This is a genomic window from Pedobacter sp. MC2016-05, from assembly GCF_026239735.1.
In the GTDB taxonomy this organism is placed as follows: domain Bacteria; phylum Bacteroidota; class Bacteroidia; order Sphingobacteriales; family Sphingobacteriaceae; genus Pedobacter.
In genome coordinates, this window is record NZ_JAPIVT010000002.1 from 273,383 (window position 1) to 293,006 (window position 19,624).

Consider the following 19,624-nt stretch of genomic DNA (forward strand, 5'->3'; position numbering starts at 1 on the left):
ATTATATGGAAACCAAATTGAAAACATTAATTCTTCTTATGTCTGCTTATTTTTTTGGGAAGAAATCGTTTAGGAAAAATTTAATGTAAAGTGAGATAGCAACCAGAATTCATACCAAATTGTACATCCGGAAATGACACCCTGCCTGTTCATTGAAAAAGTCGATAAAAACAGATTATACAATTCTAAGTGGATTGGCATAAGAAGCTGCGGGTGCCTCATCCGGGAAATATACTTTAAGTCCATCTGCAGTTCTTTCAAACTTTAATTCCTTTCCTGTAGCCACCAGCTGTACACTGCTGATTTTTTCGGGATAATGCACACTTTCCTTTTGCAGACTTGTAATAAGTACTGATCCATTTTCTGGCCATGCCATTACTGTTGCGAAAAGTGTTTTACCTTTGATGGCAAAACGGATATCTTCTTGTGTGAAAGGTTTTCCTTTGCCCTCGTTAAACCCTTGTGCACTCAGTGCTGCAGCTTGTTTTTGTGCCGGTCCTTCGCCAAATATTTTCCACGGCCTGGTTCCGTAAATACTATCCCCATTTGCTTTCATCCAAATACCTATATCCTCGACAACTTTTCGTTCCAGCTCATCAATCGAACCATCTCCGCGAACAGGAATGCTCAACATCAGGTTTCCGTTTTTACTAACGACATCTACCAGCGTATGAATAATCGTTTTTGAGCTTTTGTAAGCTTTTCTATTATAGATATCGCGGTTATAATGCCAGTCACCAATGCAAGTACAGGATTGCCAAGGCAGTGGTTCGATATCATTACTTTGGCCACGTTCTATATCCCAAACCAGGGCCTTTTTCTGCTCAGCATCAAGTATCTTTCCGGTAATGACCGCGTTAAGCTTTCCTTTTTCTTTAACGCTCTTATTGTACATATGTGCTGCAATACGCAAACCGGCATCGCTGATAGGCCACATTGGAAATTGGGAATCATCAAAATATATCATATCCGGATTGTATTTATCGATTAGATCAATAGTCCGGTTAAAAAAATTATTGATATAGGCCGGAGTAGGTGGTGTAACCCCATTACCCCAATTCCACTGCTTATGAATCATACCATTATCGTCACTATTTTTGCTGGGCGCATGATTCTGGGCATACAGTTCCTGAGGATCCAGTCCCTCCCACCATTTTCCTTTACCATCTTTTTTCGTCAGTTTTCCATCATATGGAACACCCGCAAGGGGGCCTGTTTTATCAGCCCTTTGAGCAGTTTCAAACCAGCTCCAAGCATGTGCAGCATGAACACTTACCGCAAACGGCAAATCATTCTTTTTTGCCGCAGCTGCCCACCCGCTAATAATATCCTTCTTAGGGCCTTGCTTGATTGAGTTCCAGTTTTTTTGGTATTTGCTATCGTAAAGATCTAAATTATCATGATGGTTGGCCAGCGCCATAAAATATCTGGCACCAACACTTTTATATAAGGAAACCAAAGCCTCTGGATCCCATTTTTCTGCTTTCCAGGTATTGATGACATCCTTGAAACCAAATTTTGACGGATGACCGTATTTTTCAAGATGAAACTTATATTTCCTGTTTCCTTCCATGTACATCTCCCGTGCGTACCAGTCCCCCGCCTCCGGCTGACATTGTGGTCCCCAGTGAGCCCACATCCCGAACTTTGCATCCCTAAACCAATCTGGAGTCTGGTATTTAGACAAGGATTCCCAAGTAGGTGAAAAGGGACCTGCTAAAATTTTCTCGACAAAATCCCTCACATGGTCATCTCTCAAAGATAAGGCGGAGAGTTTATCAGAGAATAAAAGGGTTGGTAAGCCTATGGCAAGACTTTGAAGCAGTTTTCTACGGTTCATATTAAATTTGGTCAGCTTTACTTGATGTTTGAACAAAAATATCAGTGTGTTGCTGAATATCTTTATAATTTAAAGACCTTTTTTTGTACAAATCCGACTTTTTACAATCATAGGTTTAGAATATAATAACACCACCTAATGAATGACCAGAAAAAAACAGAAGCATTTGTCCATCTTTCAAAATTTCATGTAACCTTATCGTTTCCGATCTTTTCAGCGCCAAATGTATTCTCATCATAACACAAGTTGCAAGTTAATTACAAGTGGTTAGAAGTTGGCACAACGGGGAGGACAAACAATTGGCATATCGATTAAAATATTAGGGAAATAAATACTCCGGCATACAAGCATATCCACAGGTGGGAATAAAGACGACTGTATTTTCCATAGGTGCTGCGATCTAAAGGCGGATTTAGCTTGTGAAGCTTTTCCAACTGCTTAAATAATTGAAGCTTATTGTGAGCATCAATTTCAATAACTTTGGTGAACCAGGAATCATGGCGTTAACATCATTCATAAAGCAAACTTTTTAAAGTTAATTTCTTCCGATCTTAAATTCCCTTGTTGATTTTAGAAATACCACCAGAAAGCCAGGCATAAATCCCTCAAGCCACATTCTTTTAATCGTTTAGCGTAATTAAACAATTGACCATCGGAGATGATCATATTATGAACAATCATAGTTTTATTACGCCTATATCTTGCTATTTTTCCTTAGCGCCTTAATAATGGTTCCAGGAGAAATTTTCTTGATCAATTGACTACTATTGCTAATCGCAAAAGAGGAGAAATGTATAAGCTGAATCAATAAGTTTGATAGATGGATATCAAAATGGTAGTTTTTACATGTGATTTGATACGGTGGATAGGTGATATATATCTAATTTTGTGCTTTTCCAATGAAGGAAATTTCGCAATTTTATGCTTTGAATGATGAAAAAATTAATGACAAGCTTTTTATTCTTGATAACAGCAATACTTGCTCAGGCCCAGAACGGCCATAGCCAAAAATCAAGTATCCAGCTAGTAAGAAATGCTACGCTCATACTTAAATATGGAGGCCACAAAATTTTGATAGACCCGATGCTTTCTCCCAAAGGTGCATTTGAGTCCTGGGCTGGGATAGCTAAAAACCCAACTGTGGACATACAGATGCCAATGCAGCAAATTACGGACAGTGTTGAATTGGTTTTGGTTTCCCATACACACGCAGATCACTTTGATGATGCCGCTAATCATATCCTGAGTAAATCTATCAAGATCATCAATCAGCCTGCCGATAAAACCTTTTTCAATTCCAAAGGATTTATCAATGCTGAAACACTTGAAAACAAGATGAAATGGAAAAACATAACCATCGAACGGGTAAACGGCGAACATGGATCTGGTAAGGTATTGGAAATGATGGGAAAAACCTCTGGCTTCATATTGAGTGCAAAAGGAGAGCCTACAATTTATATTATGGGAGATGCGATCTGGAACGACCAGATAAGGGACAATATCAATAGGATAAAGCCTGATATCATTGTTGTTAACTCTGGGGGTGCCCAGATTAAAGGGTTCGAAAACGTACCTATTATTATGGATGAAAAACAGACCATGAAGTTGGTGTCATCAAGTGGAAAGGCAAAGGTTATCGCAGTACACATGGACGCCCTCGATCACTGTCGTACAACTAGGCTTGTACTAAAAGCAGAAGTGGAAAAAAACAATATCCCAAATGATAAACTAGTGATTTTGAAAGATACCGAAATCCTTAACTTAAGTAAGTAGATTGAAATGGGCAAACGTTTAGAATTGTTTGCCCTTGTAAGAAGGCTATGTTATCAGCAGGAATTATCGTCAGCTAGACATCATGATCTGATAACCGACTCAGCCATAAAAACCGATCCATCACTATGTCAAAACTAACCGCAATTATCCATCATAAATGCCCAAGATGCAGACAGGGAGAAACCTTTACAGATTCGATGTTTAGCCTTCGCTACGCCCGGATGCATAAACTTTGCCCAGTCTGCAACCTTAAATTTGAAATCGAACCCGGTTTTTTCTATGCATCAATGTATGTAAGCTACGTTTTTATCGTAGCTGAGCTTATTACTTCGGGCATATTGGCTTTTATGTTGTTTAACGACACCCAGATATACAAAATCTTCTTTGTCACCCTATCTCCTACATTATTGCTGTTTACTTTCAATTTCAGATACGCCCGGACATTATTGCTTCATTTTTTAGCTCCGGTGAAGTTTGATAGATCCTATGCAGATAAAGTACAACCCCACGTATAATTCAATAACTTCACAACGTTAAATTGTCACTGCAATGAAAAACATCGTTATTATTCTTTTCGCATTCCTCATTTCCGGAAGCGTATTCGGACAACAGACAAAAACACTAAGTGTAAGAAAATTTAGCAAATCATTAGAACGAAAAGAGGTGATTACTTTGGATGTCAGGACAACCGAAGAGTTTTCCACTGGTCATATCAGCAAAGCAATAAATATAGATTGGAAAAACGCTGAAGAGTTTAAAAAGAAAGCTTTGCTCCTTCCCAAAAATGTGCCCATATATCTATATTGCCGTTCGGGAACAAGGAGCGAAAAGGCAATGAAATGGCTACAGATAAATGGGTTTGATAAAATTAGAGATCTCAGTGGCGGGTTCGAGGCCTGGAAAGAATCTGGTAAAGAAGTTTCAATAGATAACATTAGCACGGATAATATAGGGACACACGGTAATTAAACCACTTATCGTTTACAGCATGCTATATAATATCTCGGAGTGGATATTTCATCAATTGTGATCTCTAATAGCTGTTTTATGGTGTGAAAGGGGTTTTTAATCTGTCATTTCGGGTAATTTGGCTGAGTTTGGTCCAGTTTTATAAATTATATGCCACATCAAATGAAAGGGATAATTTTCGAGAGCCCCGAAAATATCACCATGTTTAAAAATGTCAAAACAGTTATATTGACATATTACACAAAACCAATATCTAATGCTTCAAAGGTAGTTGACACCCCCATACAGTTCCACATTACGCCTCGAACATGGAGTACTCAGAATCTTCAGCCGATAGGTCTTGCACAGCAGGTGCACGATGAATAGCCTTAGTGCTTCCTTCCGATCATTCCTAAGTTCAGGGCCTTCCCTGTCGGCTGGCCATAGGTTTATCAAGAGCTACACTACAGCTTCTCGGAGTATTTGACCCGGCTTTAGCTCCTGGTATTACCATTTGATTGGTGGCAAGAGCTACCTTCTTTATGGATGTAGGACCCCAAAGATCCGAGAATATTGAAGTATAAAAGTTCAATTAATCTTAACGGGTTAGGTTTCTTGATGATAAGCAATGCACCATTAACCTTTGCCTGCAACTTGTACTATGGAAGGGTGACCAGCCCCTTTAACAATGCCCTTCCCTAATGCATCCTTGAACGGACCAGTTGGTCTATCCGCAATAGCCTCTCCAATTTTACATTTTCTGTAAAGTAATAATAGTACTTGTCATTTTTGTGAGCTGGTCATCTGAGAATGTCCAAACATGAACAATCTTTCCATCTTTTACCTGGAAAAGATCCATCCCGCCAAGATCCATTGTTTTTGTTTCTTTTTTTGCTGTAAACCAAACGGGAACGGATACCAGGCCGCTACTTTTTAGCATTGGCCCGATCGGTTTTACAACCATATTTCCAGAGGTATCTTCCTTAATTCCCATAAGCATTTGTAAAGTTTCGCCAAGATTGTTTTTCAAACAGAAAATTTATTGTTTTCCGGCTGGCACCATTTGGTTTCAGGGGTAAAGTTAGAAAATGCTTTTTCCATTTCACCATTAGACAATGCTTCAAAATATCCTGCTACAACGTCTTTCACTCCCATATATGGTAGTTTTTTTATTTAATGAAATAATCTTTTTTCTCTTTTGCCCAATCTGCCAAAGCAGTCATTTTTACGGGAAGTTTTTCCAGGATTTCGTTCATTTGAGGATTGAATTTCGAAGGATACTGTGTAGCATTCTGAAGCATCTCGTAATAGGCTGCAACACTGTTTGCACCTGCCTCACCCACCATTGGTCTTAATATATCTCCAAATTCTTTTGGTTGCTGAGGATAATAAACGATTTCTTGCGCTACTCCTTTAGAAAATTGGGATGCCAATTCGTTTCCTTTTAGATTTTCCAACCCGCTGATTTTGAAAGAATCCGATTTCAGGTCGGCATTGTAAATTGCTTCAACCACAAAAGCACTTACATCTCTTGAAGCGATCCAACCAATAGGCATAGCCTCTGGTGTGGGATAAGCCAATTTCCTTTCGTTTGTAATAAAAGGTGCACAAAATGGCCCCATCATGTTTTCCATATAGATGGTTGGTTCGATGATCACATAATCCAATCCGCTGCCCTTCAGATAGTCTTTTACATCCAATTTAACATCATCAACAGGCGAACCAACTTTTTGGGATTCCAACCACCCACTTGTGTTCCAAACGATTTTTTTTACCCCATTTGCTTTGGCTGCATCAATCACATTTTTAGCGAATTGTAAACCATCAAAAGGATTGGGCAGGGATACAGGAATCATGAAAGCAATTGCATCAATGTCTTTGGTAATTTCATTGATTTTATCAGCATCTGCTAAATTTGCCAAAATGGGTGTTGCACCTGCTTGAACTAATTTTTCGAAACTTTTTTCTGAGCTTGTTGCAGCAATTACTTCTGCCCCTTTTTTCTTTGCTTCTCCTATTACATTAAATTGCTGAGAGCCTGTGGCTCCGAATACTAATATTTTCATTTAATTGATTTTTAGATTAAATTTTAAAAAATGTATGACTGTCCATCTTCTGGAACATTCACTTGATCTGTTATTAATTTTTCAACAAGAAATTCTTTCAAATCTTTCCTTGTCAATGTATTGTGATTTACCCCTTCCATATGGCTTACTACAATTGTAGCGTTGGGAATTGCCTTATGTACCTGGAAAATATCTGTTTTATTCATCACCAGTTGACCCCCGAAGAAAAATTGATTGTCGCCACCATTCAGTACGACCACTTCTGGCCTGTGGTGATCCAACGCTTCCTGGACACCTTCGTACCATACCGTGTCGGCAGCTATATAAAGGGTTTTCTCTGTTGGATGTTTCAATACCAGTCCGGAAACATGACCGGCTAGACGCAACATAAAACCCTTGCCATGCTGTGCTTTGGTTCTTGCGAGCTCAATTTCGTCAAAAGAAGAGTTTTCAGTAAGGATTTCTACATTGGTAAAACCTGATTTTTCAATCTTCAATTGATCGGCTTGGTCTTGTACAAATATTTTAATTCCCTTGGGTAATGCATCTCCAGCAGCATTATCCCAATGATCGAAATGCAAGTGGCTTAAAAAAACAAAATCCAAATCTTTCAAAATTTCCGATTTAGAAATGGGTAAATCGTGTAATGGATTTCGTTTAAAATTCCACGTTTTTGCCGGTATAGGAGTTGTTGGTAAGGCCCCTTTATCAGAAAGCATTGGATCGACCAAAATTTTCCTGCCGGCAAATTCTACTAAAATAGTTGCATTGCGTATTTGCTGGATTTTCATTTTCTTTTAGTTTTAAAAATTACCGAACGGAGCCAATATAAGCCTAGAACATTGGATTATTATTTGCAGGTGCATCAGGCATCTCCATCATCGCATCCCAGTGCTCAGCTAATTTCCCATCCTCTATTCGATAAATATCAATAAACCTCCACTCTTTTCCGCCCATTTCGGTACGAGAATGAAGAATAACGGTATCGTCTTCTGCCACAACGTGCTTAAATACAACCTTTTGTTTTGGCACTCCTTGCGATACAAGCATTTGAATAACACCTTTTACTCCCTCCGGACCATCAGGAAGGGTCGGATTATGTTGAATAAAATTTTTACTCATCAATTCGTCTACCCCGGTAACATCTAAATCGCCAAAAATTCTTTGATAAGCTGTGATAGCTATTTGCTTGTTAGTTTCTGCTTGTGTCATTATATTTATTTTAAATGATTACTTGCACAAAAATAACACAATACGTACCTTTGCACAAGTACCTACCTATCAGTTAGATACTCACCAAAAGGTTAGAATTATTGATTATCAATGGAAAAAAATGAAAAAAAATCCAGCTTGCGACGACAGGTGTCCTGTAAGAGCTTCCTTATCATTGCTTAGTGGCAAATGGACATTAATGATATTGTTCCAGATCAACGAAAACGTAGTACGATATGGTGAACTGAAAAGGGCAGTTACGGGCATCAGTGAGAAAATGCTTATACAGGAATTGAATATGCTCATTGAACATAAATTGGTCTCGAAAAAAATCTACCATGAAATTCCGCCGAAGGTAGAATATCGCCTAACTGATCTGGGATTGAAAACTTTGCCCATTGTAGACAAACTAGCTGAATTCGGGCTCGAAAACCTCGTTTAACAATCATCCTGTTAAACCATAATGGATAAGGCTGAAATATTTAATAAATCTTATTAAAAAACTATTGTCATAACTTCAAAATAAAAAAAAATGAGAACCCAAAAATTTCATAAAACTGAATGCGGGGTAGATTTTCTGATTAATATTTTGCCTTCTGAGGAAATCAAGGAAGGCTACCTAAAGAAAGAAACTTACGATACAGATTACCTGGAGATCATCTTTTTTAAGAAGGGCAGTGGTCATATTATATTGAATCATAATAAAATAACGATTAAGGATAATAGTATCATATTCATTTCGCCATTCCAAAAACGGGAATGGAACCTTAATCCCGATGGCCTGGATTTTATAGTTCTGGTTTTTCAGGAAGATTTTTTGAATGATTTTTTTTCCGACAAATTATTCACTTATCGGTTGCTGTACTTTTACCAATTAGCATACCCTTTGTACATGCAGCTTGATAAGCCACTTGTGGAACGGTATTATTCCCTTCTTGCCGAAATAAAACTGGAATTGATTAAGACAAGGACTGACAGTGTGCACATTATCCGTTCGCTAATCTATTATCTGCTTCAAAAACTGAACCGGGAATATGCCGAGAAACATCATTTGGCAATCGAAAAAAACCAGCATAACGATGCTTTTCAATTCAAGCAATTGATAGAGGCTCACATTAAAGAAAAACAGCGTATTAATGATTACACCGAACTGCTAAACATTAACCGTATTGCACTTAATAAAGCGGTAAAAGAACAATTTAACGTCACAGCTTCACACTTGTTAAAACAGCGTCTACTTGTTGCCATTAAGGATTACCTGATCCATTCCAATCTTACCGTTGGAGAGATCGCGTTTCAGCTGAACTTTTCCGAACCCAACCATTTAATGCGCTTTTTCAAGACTCAGACAGGGATTACCACAACTGATTTTTTAAATGAATATCAAAATGGTAGCAATACTTAGTGTTTTGGTATTAAGCAGAAGATTACACATCGCTAGCTTTGTTTCCTTTTCAGAAACAAATAAATATAATAGATATGAGTAAAAAAGCATTAATTGTAATCGACATCCAAAATGAGTACTTTGAAAATGGAGCCCTTGAACTGGTAAATCCAGTGGCGGCAAGCTTAAATGCTAGAAAGATACTGGAGCATTTCAGATCAAACAATTTACCCATTGCCCATATACAGCACGTATCGGCTAACCCAGAAGCCATGCCTATTTTTGTTAAGGGGACAAATGGTATAAAAATCCACGAAAACGTTAAGCCACTTGATGGAGAAAATGTTTTTCAGAAATTTTATCCAAACAGCTTCAGAGAAACGGGTCTTTTGGATTATTTAAAAGAAAATGATGTAACCGAGGTGGTAATTGCTGGAATGATGACACACATGTGCGTAGATGCAACCACACGTGCTGCATTTGACTTTGGGTACCAATGTACCGTTATCGGCGATGCCTGTGCCTCGAGAGATCTGGAAATTAATGGGAAAACAGTAAAAGCGGATGATGTGCACCATGCATTTTTAGCTGCATTAGCATTTTTCTATGCAGAGATAAAAAATACCGAAGAATTTTTATCCATCTAAAAGCAAGAATTAAAAGTAAAAAAGCCCAGTTGTGAAACTCACGACTGGGCTTTTTTTACCTATAATGTTTTTATCTGATGTTTGATGATATATCGATATCTAAAATATAACAGAATGGAAGAAGTTAATAACCCAAGCGTTAAACCGTACCAAATTCCCTGTACACCAATGTTCAACCTAATTCCTAAAAAATAGGCTGCGGGCAAACCAACAATCCAATAGGCAAAAAAAGTTATGGATGTTGGGATTTTAACGTCACCCATCCCCCTCAAAGTACCCAAACCAACGACCTGGGTGCCGTCAAACAACTGAAAAATGCCTGCAATGATCAATAATTGTGCAGCCATAGACACTACATCTGTATCACTTGTTATGATATAGGGCAGATGTTGATTAAACAGTATGAAGATAAAAGCAAAAAACAGCATAAAAATAATGACTAAGTGATATGAAACCCGAGCAAATTTCTGGATCCTAAAATAATTTTGCTTCCCGAAATTATTGCCTACTTTAATCGTAGCCGCTGAGGCGATACCACTGGCCATCATATAGGTCATCGCCACAAAAGTTATTGCAGTCTGGTGTGCTGCTTGTTGCATAGCTCCAATTTTACCAGCCATTAATGCAGCCACTGCAAATGCGCCGATTTCAAAAATATACTGCATGGCAACGGGCACACTAATCCTAACGACTTTACCAATTCTCTTGAAATCAATGAAACGAATGGAAAATTGCTGAATGTAAGCTTTAAAATTCCTTGATTTTAAAACATACCACCCCATTACCAGCATCATCAGTATTCTATCTATCAGGGTTGCAATACCTATTCCTTTTACCCCCATGGGTGGAAATCCAAACATTCCCTTCACCAAAATTACGGCCAATACCAGATTAATTACATTTCCCCATATCGTAATTTGCATTGCCTGCTTTGTAAAACCAAGTCCCTCTGCAAATTGCTTGAAAGCCTGAAATATCATCAAGGGCAAAATAGAAATGCCTAAAAGCATCAAATAAGGTTTTGCAGTTTCAACAACCCTAGGATCCTGATCTACGTGGATCATTGCAAACATAGATCCGTAGTATACAACCAAAAAGAGCAGTACGGCAGCCATTGTATTTATCCATAAACTATTAGAAAGCAGTTTGGCACATTCTCGATGATCTGATTTTCCATTTTCCTGCGCAATTAGCGGTGTTAATCCGTAAGCAATCCCCATCCCAAGCACTAAAACCACCATAAAAACGGAATGTACCAGTGATACTGCTGCAAGCGATATTGTTCCGGCATAATGTCCAATGATGATTGAGTCCACTGCCAATACCAAAGTGTGCCCAAGTTGTGATACCACTACAGGACCAGCCAGCACCATAGCACTTTTATAGTAGATTTTAATGGACTTATATTTTTGTATCATAACAAATGATTTGCTTGCCCCAATTGAATCAAGCCGAAAATATCAATCACAGTTAAACTACCAGCTATAATTAAGTTTTTAGGGGCTTTAAAGCTGCAAAATTAGCTGTTAGCGCATCGGACCTACTACCAAAATTCTGCAAAAGCCTACCATTTTGATAAACCGAAGCAAATAAATCGTGATGATTGACTAGACAATTACGCTTTATTGTAAAAAGCGAATTTATATTCAAAGATTTTTTTTTTTAGGCTACGGCTTTATAACCAATTTAATTCCAATATTTTACCAGCAGCTCATGTGTAGAAATGATTGCATCAAGAATGGCTGCTTTAAGAACCTAGAAAACAGAAAGATATTATTTAGCCATTGTGATTCACTGTCCATGAACATTAAGATGATTTAACGCGCGGAGCGCGTCCCGAGTGATTCAGTAAATCCACTAAAGAAATCAGGTGGCGAAAAGCCACCTTTATCAATTCGGATGCATTCTACCCAGGCTTTCAAAATCTGCGCATAAATCAAATGCTTTCTGTCCGCGCTACATACCCATTCCCAGCATAATGCTTTTAAATTTATTTTCAGCATTCGGATAATTTTTGACATTTTGGAAATAGCCCGTTACGGCATTATATGCCCAAATAAAGTTCCTTTGGTGGACTTTTCCATTTGTGAGGGTGCACTAAGGGCAAACTCGTAAACATTTTCCACGATATTCAGGTAATGGGTGGATAGTAGATCCCTTTTTTCTTCCTGCAGACTGGTGAGCACTTGCCTACTTGGCGCCATGGCAACTTCGATCAGTTGCTTAACTTCCTTGTCGTTGATCCGAATTTTCGCCCAATGGTTGTATAGTCCCTCCATTTCCTGCCCTAGCCTTTTACTAATGCCCATCAACTGATGCGCTTGCTTAAGCCTTTCGGTCGCACTGGAAGTGTGCCTGATACTGATGGTATTCTGCTGGTTTTTCATGGCTGCATTCAAGGGTTAGGGTGAGGTCACGGGTCGCCCCGCAACCTTCCCCACAGATCTGGACGTGCCCCTTTCAGGGCATCCAGCTCCCAGACTTAACTTATCCGCATAATGTTGTCTGCGGTGACAACGCTTGTGAACTAATTGCATGTTTGATAATTTGTTGTCCATTCGATTCTTGTTCTTATGGTGTCTTTCCCATGATTCATACCAGTGCAACTTACTTGTACACAGGGGGCAGTAGCCCTCTTGTTTCCTGTAAAGTTTCTCTGCCATTGACCCCGTTAATATTGCGTTTCTGCAACTCCAATACTCGGTATCTCCATCAAAAGGGCTCCTTGCCGTTTGAACTTTCTTCCATAGAACAGCAGTACTTATATCAAATATGCCAAATGCGACATCTCCTAAAATGTAACGGTCAACTAACCTTCCTTTTCGTTCTACTTTCCCCACATACCGTTTCATAAAGTCATGTCGGCTACTACGATGTTTATGCACATCTTCATACGCTTTATAGAGAATTGAATCCAACTCCCGTCTTAGCTTCATAAATCCATGTGACGCATCCATAGCCCATTTGTAATAATTCAGCCACCCGTTGACCATCATTCTCAAATGGTCTGCCTTTTTAGTAAGTTCACTTTTGTTACTGTACTCAAATAACCGAATCATTTTCGTCCATTCTCTGATTTTCTTTGCGAAAGCATACACTTTATCAGGGTCGGGGTAAAACGTAACTTTTTGTAATTTGTCATGCTTTCCACTTCTCCATTTATCGAATACAAAGCCAAGGAACTTGAAGCTTTCGCCTTTGTGGAATTCTACCTGTCGGGTCTTGGATTCACTAAGTTTTAGCCCTCGTTTTTCCAATATCTTGGGTAGTACTTCCAGTTTGGCAATTTGTTTGTCTCACACTTATTCGCTATTAACTGGTGGTGAGTCCAGAAAGAAAGGGGAATACTCCAGTTATGTTCCATGTATTATAATTTTGAAAATGCAAATAGATAGAATATCAGAATAAAAAGCCCTAAATTTCTGTATAGCTTATCGGACTTTCAGCTGCCTTAGTTGATGAAATATTAACACCAATCACTTTCAAAACTAAGGTAAATATGGAATTTCTGATCCATCAACACAATTGATGCTCGAAGCTACTTTGGCTTATTCTATGGAACCAGGATTGCGACAAGATTGGGATAAGACACCATTTTTGAAAATATGTGAAGCATTTTCTGGGCTTATATCTAGATAAAAAATTAAACCTCTTTTATTGGCCTAAAGCTCATTGTTTAACAAACCGATCATTTAACCCCTTCCTGGCAAACTCCTACCAGACAGGCCAGCATAACAATAACAATTTCATTTTCGGTGACAAGGGGTCAATTATACTAGTTCATCCAGCAAGGTCGGCAAGGAGAACTAGTTGAGACATAGTTTGTTCAAAAATAAATGACCTAAGAATCTTGGCACCTCAACCTCATCTTGTTTCCATGTCTTTTTATGGACTTTACTATATCTGCTAAGGTACTGGTCGAATAATTCACCGAAGGTCATTTCATTGCGGATTATACCCGTTTCTTTATTCGGGTTGATACCAATTGCAATTTTACCAAGTTTGATTCTTGGTTGATTACGGGCGTTTTCGACGCTCAAATCGGGAAATTGTCCCAGATATATTTTTCTGTTTTTCCCTCAATTTTTTTGGTTAGATAAAAGGATTTTGTTCCACTAGAAAGGACAACTAGGGCAAGCCCTTTTACTTGTCCATCTCTATAATAAATCCTTTTTCCTTTTGAAGGTATTGGAAGCGTATTAATTGTAGTTTTGATAAAGTTAAAACGTTCGTCGGTCATTTAGGATACTCCTACTTGCTCGAGCGGTTCCCCTTTGGTTCCCCCTTCGACATTAAAAACGATTGAACGCTGTTATAGTCGAATCCTTCGATCTACCTCTGTAAGTCTTTGTTTTTCAAATACTATTAATTATTATCAAACTTCGTTTAAGTTGCTAAATAAACTTCGTTTTGCACCATTAGGAAGATGACCATAATTATGGAAATTTAAATTGTGTTTTGTTACAGTGGCTTAAACTTTCTAGTACTCCAAAAAACAATATCGGTTCCCCCTGCATGATTAAAGAAAGATTTTAATTTAAAAAATCAAAATCTTCCAATATCATAGTGTAACTCGATAAGTTAACAAGAATAAATTCTATACTAACATATATAATTATTGTCCTTATGTCCGAGTATTGCCGGAATGGTTAATAGAACAGTAATTTTTATGCCGCATATTTATTGATTAGCAGATGATTTCAACTAATTATTTTGATTACGCAACTTCGAAATAATTCAAAATACTTTGAGTAAAAATAATTAAGTCGTTTTCGATAAATAATATCAATGTCAAGGAATTTAATCAGTGGCATGCTTTTCCCCTTGTATTCCAGCCCATACAGTACATTCAACAACAATACACCTTTCTATTTTGATTTTATTTTTTGTTAAAGGAGTGGCCGAATTAAGTTTATTAATAGCCTGATTAAACTCGTTCAGCACAGTTGTAACATTAATACCATTGCCCTTTTTCCACAGTGAGGTATTAGGTAGATTGTACGTTTTTTTGTCCGAAACCCAATAGTCGTGAAAACCTTTTTTTAGCATAGCAGCTTTGACTTCTGGATGTTGATTTGAGATATCGTAGGTAATGAGAACTTCCATATAACTTAGATTGAAAACAAATATAATATTATATCTTAAAACATCTTGTTAAGCTAAAGCTTTCGAAATCAAAATTATATTCCTACCTGTCAATGCTTTTCTTAGAACGACTCTAGAACTTAATCAAAAATAATTGCTAATTTATTTAGTAATCGATGATAATTTACTATATTTGATTAAAGTATTGTTTTTCATATATTTATAATTCAAATTAACCTCTTATGAAAGGATATATCTATACTATGTTTAAAGGTGCTGACCCTAGTATGGGTTGGGACATGACTGACCCTATTTTTACAAAAGTGCCGACAATGGGTGCTTGTAGACCAGACATCAGGAGAGCTGTCGAAAGAGGCGACTACATTTTTTCAGTTAGTGGTAGAATTGTTAATGTTAAGCCACACATTGTTGGTGCTTTTTCAGTAGATGATAAAATCAATAGCCTAGCGGCGTTCGACAGATTTCCTGAAAATAGAATGGAGGTGGATCAAGAAGGTAAATTCCATGGAAATATCATATTTGATAAAAATGGGAATCATTTGCCTTTTGATTATCATACAAACCATGACCGCAGAATAGACAACTACATTATTGGTAAAGATGCTATTTTTTTTGATGCTGAAGAAGAAATAAAGAAAGCAAAGGAAGAAACTGTAGCGGTCTTAAATGATATCTTTGGCAAGAACGAAGAAAAGGTTCATAAGATTCTTGGTAGGTGGAGAAAGATGGATTCAGCACAGGTAAATGATTTACTAAGCTGGATGAATCGCATTAAAGCAATTGATTAATGCAATCATTAATAGACAATATTTTAAAGTTCCAGATGGAACCTCAACTGCTATCAAAAAAATCAGGTTTATCAATTGATAGAATAAACTTAATATTATCTGGCGTTGAAGATCCTATGATGGCTGAAATACGAGCCATTGCCAAAGCATTAAAGGTACGTCCTGAATTTTTGTTGGCTGAAAATGATTCTTATCAAACTGTAAATGCCTTGTTTAGAAGTAATGTTAGTGATAAGAATAATTCAGTATTTGATAAAATTTCTTATTTACTTGCGAATGCTCTTAACATTCTTGGAAACAAAAAGCCACAAAATGATTTTAATAATGTATTCCCTCAAGTCGAAAATACTTATGAGGGTGTTTTAAAGATTTCTACAATATTTCGCCAGCATTATTTTAATTCCGATTTCATTTCTCCCCTACTAGATTTACCCAATATCATCTCTACCAAGATGAATTGTATTTTAATGATATCAGAAATAGGGAATTCTGTTGACGGGGTTTCTGCAATATTAAATGAAGTCCCGTTTATTATAATTGCCCCTAGATTTAAACCAAGAATGTTGTTTACTCTTGCTCATGAACTTGGTCACCTAATAGCACATCATACAGATAAAGACAATTATGTTGCAGTTGATAATCTCTTTAAAATTAATAGGAGAAAAAGTGATGATGAAAGATTTGCACATCATTTTGCTTCTGAAATTCTTTTGCCACAAGAAGGGGTTGCTTACACACTGAAATCTATACGCGAAAAACTCTCTTTGACAGGTGATGTTTTTGGTGAAATAGAACTTTTATATTTAAGTAGGGTATATGGAGTGAGCTTCGAAGTGGCAGCTATGAGATGTGAAAATCTTGGGTTAGTGCCACGAGGTAGTGCGGCGTCTTTGTATGAAAGTTTAAATAAAGAATTTGGAAGTCCAGAGAAGCGTGCCATGCAATTAGGCATATCAGATAGGCAAGATATTGAATTTCCTATTATCTCTGCTAACCTAATGTCACCGATTGTAAATAAGATCAATTCTGGAGAGCTTTCATTAGGAAAGGCAGCAGAATTACTATCAATCCCAACTTCTGAAATAATAAATTATAACGCTCAGGAAGGTGGATATAGTATTAGATAGCAGCTCGATTTTTAATCTCATCAATGGAGGATGCATTGATAAGCTTACAAGTATGAAGGAACATAAATTCTTTATAGGAGATTTAATTATGGATCAAGAAATCCTAAATCCTTTACAACAGGTAATTGTTGATGGCCTTATTCAAAAAGGGATTTTAGTTTTAGTTTCATCAGAAGTAACCACGTCTCAAATAATAAATCTTCAGAATAAATACGGGTTGGGACTTGGAGAGACTGAGTGTATGGCAATTTGCATTAACAAAGGTTTTGTTATTTGTACAGATGATTTAAAAGCTAGAAAAAGTTCAAAAAAAGAGTTCGGCGAAGAAAATGTCATAGGCAGTATGTCTCTACTAAGAGAGGGTGTGAGAAAATTATTGCTTCAATGTGATGAGGCTATCGATATGTATCATACTATGATAATTAAAGGCGGATTTCTTCCAAAAAAATTAAACGAAGATTACTTTTGCCAATAAATTCTCGCCCTTCCTAATTTAATCACGACTATATTAAATTAGCCTCAAAATATTTTTTAACTAATTTGATTTTTGTTTAATTCTTGAAGATTTTCTTCTAACTTCTGTAATCTGGATACTATTGGATTACTAACAACTCCCTTAAGTCGCGTACTATCTTTAAATTCGTTAAAGCAGTGTTCACACTTATGTACTTTGTGAGGAATAAATGCATCTTCACCGACATCAAAGTGATCTTTATTGCATGCAGGACATGTTAGGGAAATAATATGTTTAGTTAAAAATGAAAAAGATTTCTGCACCATAAATACCCTCACCATTAAAGGGTCTAGAACTATGTCGTCTATTTCCACACTACCATATGTATCATCGCTTGAGGGTAACGGTGTTTTGTCTGCAAAAAGATGTACATGAATTCCTGCTTCTTCTGGTCTTTTCGCCGTCCAGATAATTGCAGGATTTGAAGCCCAAATTTGAATACCACCAGGATAATCCTTTTGATATACTTTTAGTGGAAGATTTACATTTTTGATAGTTCTACCTACCATTTTATGTTGAAATTCATTTTGGAGAGCAACCACTGGGTTTGATATACCAGGTTCAGAATCTATAAAATCCCTACCACAAAAAGTACAAAAATGTTTTTTATGATAATGGACTGCAAACCAGTCTGCATCAACATGAAGCTTCCCACAATGGCGACAATTTATCACCTTTAATTTACGTTCAAACAAGACGGATGCAGTATAAGCACAAGCAACATACTCATCAATCTTTACCCAGCGTTGCTCCTCAAAGAGATCCTTAGAAGACTTGATGTACACTTCCTTATAAGTCTTATCCACCTCTTTTTCTGAATCTTCTTCTCGCCTGAGATGCACATGCACACCCTTTTCTGACACATCTCTCTTGGTATCATATATTGCTTCGAGGGAACCCCAAACACCTACTCCACCGGGATAATCATCCAAATCAATATATATCTTTTCGTCCTGCGTAATTTCAGGTTGATTTGCTTTCTCACAAATATCTAATTGTATCCCACCTGGACCTCTAGCCGATGAGAAATGGGTAAAACACCACCAATTTGGGTACCCATTTCTTAGTTTAGTTTCTGCCCTTATCGAACATTTTGAGATAGTATTGGCTTCCATTATTATTCTATATTAGCATAAAGTTACGAATTCGGGAGGTATTGTATAGTATTTAAGGCAAAATAATTCTACCATATATTTAGTACAAAAACCTAAGTAGAATTTATATGAAACCACTTTGTAGCAAATTCAATCAAGCCCAGCACTTGATTAATTACATCTTTAGGTTAAAATTATGATTTGACTCTTCAACGGATTGCTAGTTTCTATTTCTCGCCACCAAAACTTTACTTTGTAAATAGAAATGGAATAGGGACAGAACAGGATAAAATCGATTTGGAAAATTCCCTAGTTCCCCTGACCGATAAACGTTTAAACGGTAATGTAAAAAAATCGCGAACCGCAAGAAAAAAACAAAAGACTAAAACTTTGCAGATAGACTTTTGCCCAACCGCAAGCTATTTATAACCAATCTTGATCTATGCAATAATTCAATATTGTTAAAATCACACTACTTCAAAAGGCGATCTTACTGTTCTGGCAGTGGATAGCCTTTTCGTCTTTGTTCATCAGTGCTAACCTGTACACAGAAGCAAGCCTATTTCGTATATTACGATAATATTTACTATATATTCAGCATTTCTCTAATTAAAATTTTATTAATAATTCAAAAGAGTTCTTCTCAGCTGAGAATATGAAATTATAATAATAAATTGGGTGATTATGCGAAGTCAAAGTGACTATGGTTTGCGAAAATGCTTATATTTAGTTAAACTAAAAAAACAGAAAATAAATCTAGCTTTTCAACTAAAATTATTTACGTAGTATAGTTAATTAAAGAGTGTTCTAAAAACCTCCCGAATTATTAGAGTGAAAGATTTTTAGAACACGATATTTTTACTTTTTTTGGAAATTTTGGAGTTCTTTTTGCAACTTATTTTTCTCCAAAATCCTTTCTAAAACCTCCAGGAAGCCAGAAAGGTGTTCTAATGATTTCCCGTACACTGTACTTAATGAAGATTTTGTCAATTTATTAGAGGCCCGCTCGTAAATAAGGAGGGCATCTTTAGCTTTCAGTAAGTTATTCCCGAATAGCGGAATGTGATTCGAGTGATTAGAAATATAGAGGTTGCCACTAATCTAATTCTGAATTATCCGTTACAT

At 37.0% G+C, this 19,624-nt stretch carries 20 protein-coding genes; 9 read left to right on the forward strand and 11 right to left on the reverse strand.

Annotated elements, in window-relative coordinates:
- Window positions 1-175 precede the first annotated feature (175 nt).
- The gene (locus OQZ33_RS04125) at window positions 176-1,840 is read right to left on the reverse strand and encodes an alpha-L-fucosidase (protein WP_265797797.1); all 1,665 of its coding nucleotides are present in this window, start codon (window positions 1,838-1,840) and stop codon (window positions 176-178) included.
- A gap of 945 nt (window positions 1,841-2,785) precedes the next feature.
- Here OQZ33_RS04125 and OQZ33_RS04130 point away from each other — a divergent pair.
- From OQZ33_RS04130 to OQZ33_RS04140, 3 genes are all read left to right on the forward strand, one after another.
- Window positions 2,786-3,613: an MBL fold metallo-hydrolase gene (locus OQZ33_RS04130; RefSeq protein WP_265797798.1), complete on the forward strand. Its 828-nt coding sequence runs from the start codon at window positions 2,786-2,788 to the stop codon at window positions 3,611-3,613.
- 125 nt (window positions 3,614-3,738) lie between these two features.
- Complete coding sequence (locus OQZ33_RS04135; RefSeq protein WP_265797799.1) at window positions 3,739-4,128, forward strand: DUF983 domain-containing protein; 390 nt, start codon at window positions 3,739-3,741, stop codon at window positions 4,126-4,128.
- 34 nt (window positions 4,129-4,162) lie between these two features.
- Entirely contained in the window at window positions 4,163-4,582 is a 420-nt protein-coding gene (locus OQZ33_RS04140; protein ID WP_265797800.1) for a rhodanese-like domain-containing protein, read from the forward strand.
- A gap of 730 nt (window positions 4,583-5,312) precedes the next feature.
- Here the strand turns inward: OQZ33_RS04140 and OQZ33_RS04145 are convergent.
- The 5 genes from OQZ33_RS04145 to OQZ33_RS04165 are packed head-to-tail and all read right to left on the reverse strand — an operon-like array spanning window position 5,313 to window position 7,839.
- A complete protein-coding gene (locus tag OQZ33_RS04145; RefSeq protein ID WP_265797801.1) occupies window positions 5,313-5,591 on the reverse strand; it encodes a hypothetical protein in 279 nt (92 codons plus the stop codon).
- Entirely contained in the window at window positions 5,588-5,716 is a 129-nt protein-coding gene (locus tag OQZ33_RS04150) for a hypothetical protein (RefSeq protein ID WP_265797802.1), read from the reverse strand. Before OQZ33_RS04150 ends, OQZ33_RS04145 begins: the two co-directional genes overlap by 4 nt.
- A gap of 14 nt (window positions 5,717-5,730) precedes the next feature.
- Window positions 5,731-6,627, reverse strand: a complete 897-nt coding sequence (locus OQZ33_RS04155) for an SDR family oxidoreductase (protein ID WP_265797803.1) — start codon at window positions 6,625-6,627, stop codon at window positions 5,731-5,733.
- A 23-nt stretch (window positions 6,628-6,650) separates the two neighbouring features.
- On the reverse strand, window positions 6,651-7,418 hold the full coding sequence (locus OQZ33_RS04160; protein WP_265797804.1) for an MBL fold metallo-hydrolase: 768 nt from the start codon (window positions 7,416-7,418) through the stop codon (window positions 6,651-6,653).
- Window positions 7,419-7,461: 43 nt separating this feature from the next.
- The gene (locus OQZ33_RS04165; protein ID WP_265797805.1) at window positions 7,462-7,839 is read right to left on the reverse strand and encodes a nuclear transport factor 2 family protein; all 378 of its coding nucleotides are present in this window, start codon (window positions 7,837-7,839) and stop codon (window positions 7,462-7,464) included.
- Between the two features lie 121 nt (window positions 7,840-7,960).
- Between OQZ33_RS04165 and OQZ33_RS04170 the strand changes: the two genes are divergently transcribed.
- From OQZ33_RS04170 to OQZ33_RS04180, 3 genes are all read left to right on the forward strand, one after another.
- Window positions 7,961-8,281: a winged helix-turn-helix transcriptional regulator gene (locus OQZ33_RS04170; RefSeq protein ID WP_265797806.1), complete on the forward strand. Its 321-nt coding sequence runs from the start codon at window positions 7,961-7,963 to the stop codon at window positions 8,279-8,281.
- A 90-nt stretch (window positions 8,282-8,371) separates the two neighbouring features.
- Window positions 8,372-9,244, forward strand: coding sequence for a helix-turn-helix domain-containing protein (locus OQZ33_RS04175; RefSeq protein WP_265797807.1), 873 nt, complete (start codon window positions 8,372-8,374; stop codon window positions 9,242-9,244).
- 74 nt (window positions 9,245-9,318) lie between these two features.
- Complete coding sequence (locus OQZ33_RS04180) at window positions 9,319-9,870, forward strand: cysteine hydrolase family protein (protein WP_265797808.1); 552 nt, start codon at window positions 9,319-9,321, stop codon at window positions 9,868-9,870.
- Window positions 9,871-9,929: 59 nt separating this feature from the next.
- On the opposite strand, the gene OQZ33_RS04185 is transcribed toward OQZ33_RS04180, so the two are convergent.
- From OQZ33_RS04185 to OQZ33_RS04200, 4 genes are all read right to left on the reverse strand, one after another.
- Complete coding sequence (locus tag OQZ33_RS04185; protein WP_265797809.1) at window positions 9,930-11,288, reverse strand: MATE family efflux transporter; 1,359 nt, start codon at window positions 11,286-11,288, stop codon at window positions 9,930-9,932.
- Between the two features lie 618 nt (window positions 11,289-11,906).
- Window positions 11,907-12,257 carry a DUF932 domain-containing protein gene (locus tag OQZ33_RS04190; RefSeq protein ID WP_265797810.1) on the reverse strand — a complete coding sequence of 117 codons (351 nt, stop codon included), beginning with the start codon at window positions 12,255-12,257 and terminating at the stop codon, window positions 11,907-11,909.
- A 15-nt stretch (window positions 12,258-12,272) separates the two neighbouring features.
- A complete protein-coding gene (locus OQZ33_RS04195; protein ID WP_265797811.1) occupies window positions 12,273-13,127 on the reverse strand; it encodes an HNH endonuclease in 855 nt (284 codons plus the stop codon).
- Window positions 13,128-14,670: 1,543 nt separating this feature from the next.
- Window positions 14,671-14,976, reverse strand: coding sequence for a hypothetical protein (locus OQZ33_RS04200; protein WP_265797812.1), 306 nt, complete (start codon window positions 14,974-14,976; stop codon window positions 14,671-14,673).
- Window positions 14,977-15,197: 221 nt separating this feature from the next.
- Between OQZ33_RS04200 and OQZ33_RS04205 the strand changes: the two genes are divergently transcribed.
- From OQZ33_RS04205 to OQZ33_RS04215, 3 genes are read left to right on the forward strand one after another with little or no spacing between them, the layout of a single operon-like run.
- Window positions 15,198-15,764 carry a hypothetical protein gene (locus tag OQZ33_RS04205; protein ID WP_265797813.1) on the forward strand — a complete coding sequence of 189 codons (567 nt, stop codon included), beginning with the start codon at window positions 15,198-15,200 and terminating at the stop codon, window positions 15,762-15,764.
- Window positions 15,764-16,891, forward strand: coding sequence for an ImmA/IrrE family metallo-endopeptidase (locus OQZ33_RS04210; RefSeq protein ID WP_265797814.1), 1,128 nt, complete (start codon window positions 15,764-15,766; stop codon window positions 16,889-16,891). Before OQZ33_RS04205 ends, OQZ33_RS04210 begins: the two co-directional genes overlap by 1 nt.
- Window positions 16,872-17,366 (forward strand): hypothetical protein, encoded by a 495-nt coding sequence (locus OQZ33_RS04215; RefSeq protein WP_265797815.1) that lies wholly within the window; start codon window positions 16,872-16,874, stop codon window positions 17,364-17,366. The genes OQZ33_RS04210 and OQZ33_RS04215 overlap by 20 nt, the downstream gene beginning before the upstream one ends.
- Window positions 17,367-17,422: 56 nt before the next feature.
- On the opposite strand, the gene OQZ33_RS04220 is transcribed toward OQZ33_RS04215, so the two are convergent.
- Window positions 17,423-18,520, reverse strand: a complete 1,098-nt coding sequence (locus OQZ33_RS04220; protein ID WP_265797816.1) for a hypothetical protein — start codon at window positions 18,518-18,520, stop codon at window positions 17,423-17,425.
- Between the last annotated feature and the right edge of the window lie 1,104 nt (window positions 18,521-19,624).

Excerpts from the sequence above, each read along its gene's own strand:
- OQZ33_RS04125 (WP_265797797.1), bottom strand. The coding sequence starts at position 1,840 with ATGAACCGTAGAAAACTGCTTCAAAGTCTTGCCATAGGCTTACCAACC.
- OQZ33_RS04130 (WP_265797798.1), top strand. The coding sequence starts at position 2,786 with ATGACAAGCTTTTTATTCTTGATAACAGCAATACTTGCTCAGGCCCAG.
- OQZ33_RS04135 (WP_265797799.1), top strand. The coding sequence starts at position 3,739 with ATGTCAAAACTAACCGCAATTATCCATCATAAATGCCCAAGATGCAGA.
- OQZ33_RS04140 (WP_265797800.1), top strand. The coding sequence starts at position 4,163 with ATGAAAAACATCGTTATTATTCTTTTCGCATTCCTCATTTCCGGAAGC.
- OQZ33_RS04150 (WP_265797802.1), bottom strand. The coding sequence starts at position 5,716 with ATGGGAGTGAAAGACGTTGTAGCAGGATATTTTGAAGCATTGTCTAAT.
- OQZ33_RS04155 (WP_265797803.1), bottom strand. The coding sequence starts at position 6,627 with ATGAAAATATTAGTATTCGGAGCCACAGGCTCTCAGCAATTTAATGTA.
- OQZ33_RS04160 (WP_265797804.1), bottom strand. The coding sequence starts at position 7,418 with ATGAAAATCCAGCAAATACGCAATGCAACTATTTTAGTAGAATTTGCC.
- OQZ33_RS04165 (WP_265797805.1), bottom strand. The coding sequence starts at position 7,839 with ATGACACAAGCAGAAACTAACAAGCAAATAGCTATCACAGCTTATCAA.
- OQZ33_RS04170 (WP_265797806.1), top strand. The coding sequence starts at position 7,961 with ATGAAAAAAAATCCAGCTTGCGACGACAGGTGTCCTGTAAGAGCTTCC.
- OQZ33_RS04175 (WP_265797807.1), top strand. The coding sequence starts at position 8,372 with ATGAGAACCCAAAAATTTCATAAAACTGAATGCGGGGTAGATTTTCTG.
- OQZ33_RS04180 (WP_265797808.1), top strand. The coding sequence starts at position 9,319 with ATGAGTAAAAAAGCATTAATTGTAATCGACATCCAAAATGAGTACTTT.
- OQZ33_RS04185 (WP_265797809.1), bottom strand. The coding sequence starts at position 11,288 with ATGATACAAAAATATAAGTCCATTAAAATCTACTATAAAAGTGCTATG.
- OQZ33_RS04190 (WP_265797810.1), bottom strand. The coding sequence starts at position 12,257 with ATGAAAAACCAGCAGAATACCATCAGTATCAGGCACACTTCCAGTGCG.
- OQZ33_RS04200 (WP_265797812.1), bottom strand. The coding sequence starts at position 14,976 with ATGGAAGTTCTCATTACCTACGATATCTCAAATCAACATCCAGAAGTC.
- OQZ33_RS04205 (WP_265797813.1), top strand. The coding sequence starts at position 15,198 with ATGAAAGGATATATCTATACTATGTTTAAAGGTGCTGACCCTAGTATG.
- OQZ33_RS04210 (WP_265797814.1), top strand. The coding sequence starts at position 15,764 with ATGCAATCATTAATAGACAATATTTTAAAGTTCCAGATGGAACCTCAA.
- OQZ33_RS04220 (WP_265797816.1), bottom strand. The coding sequence starts at position 18,520 with ATGGAAGCCAATACTATCTCAAAATGTTCGATAAGGGCAGAAACTAAA.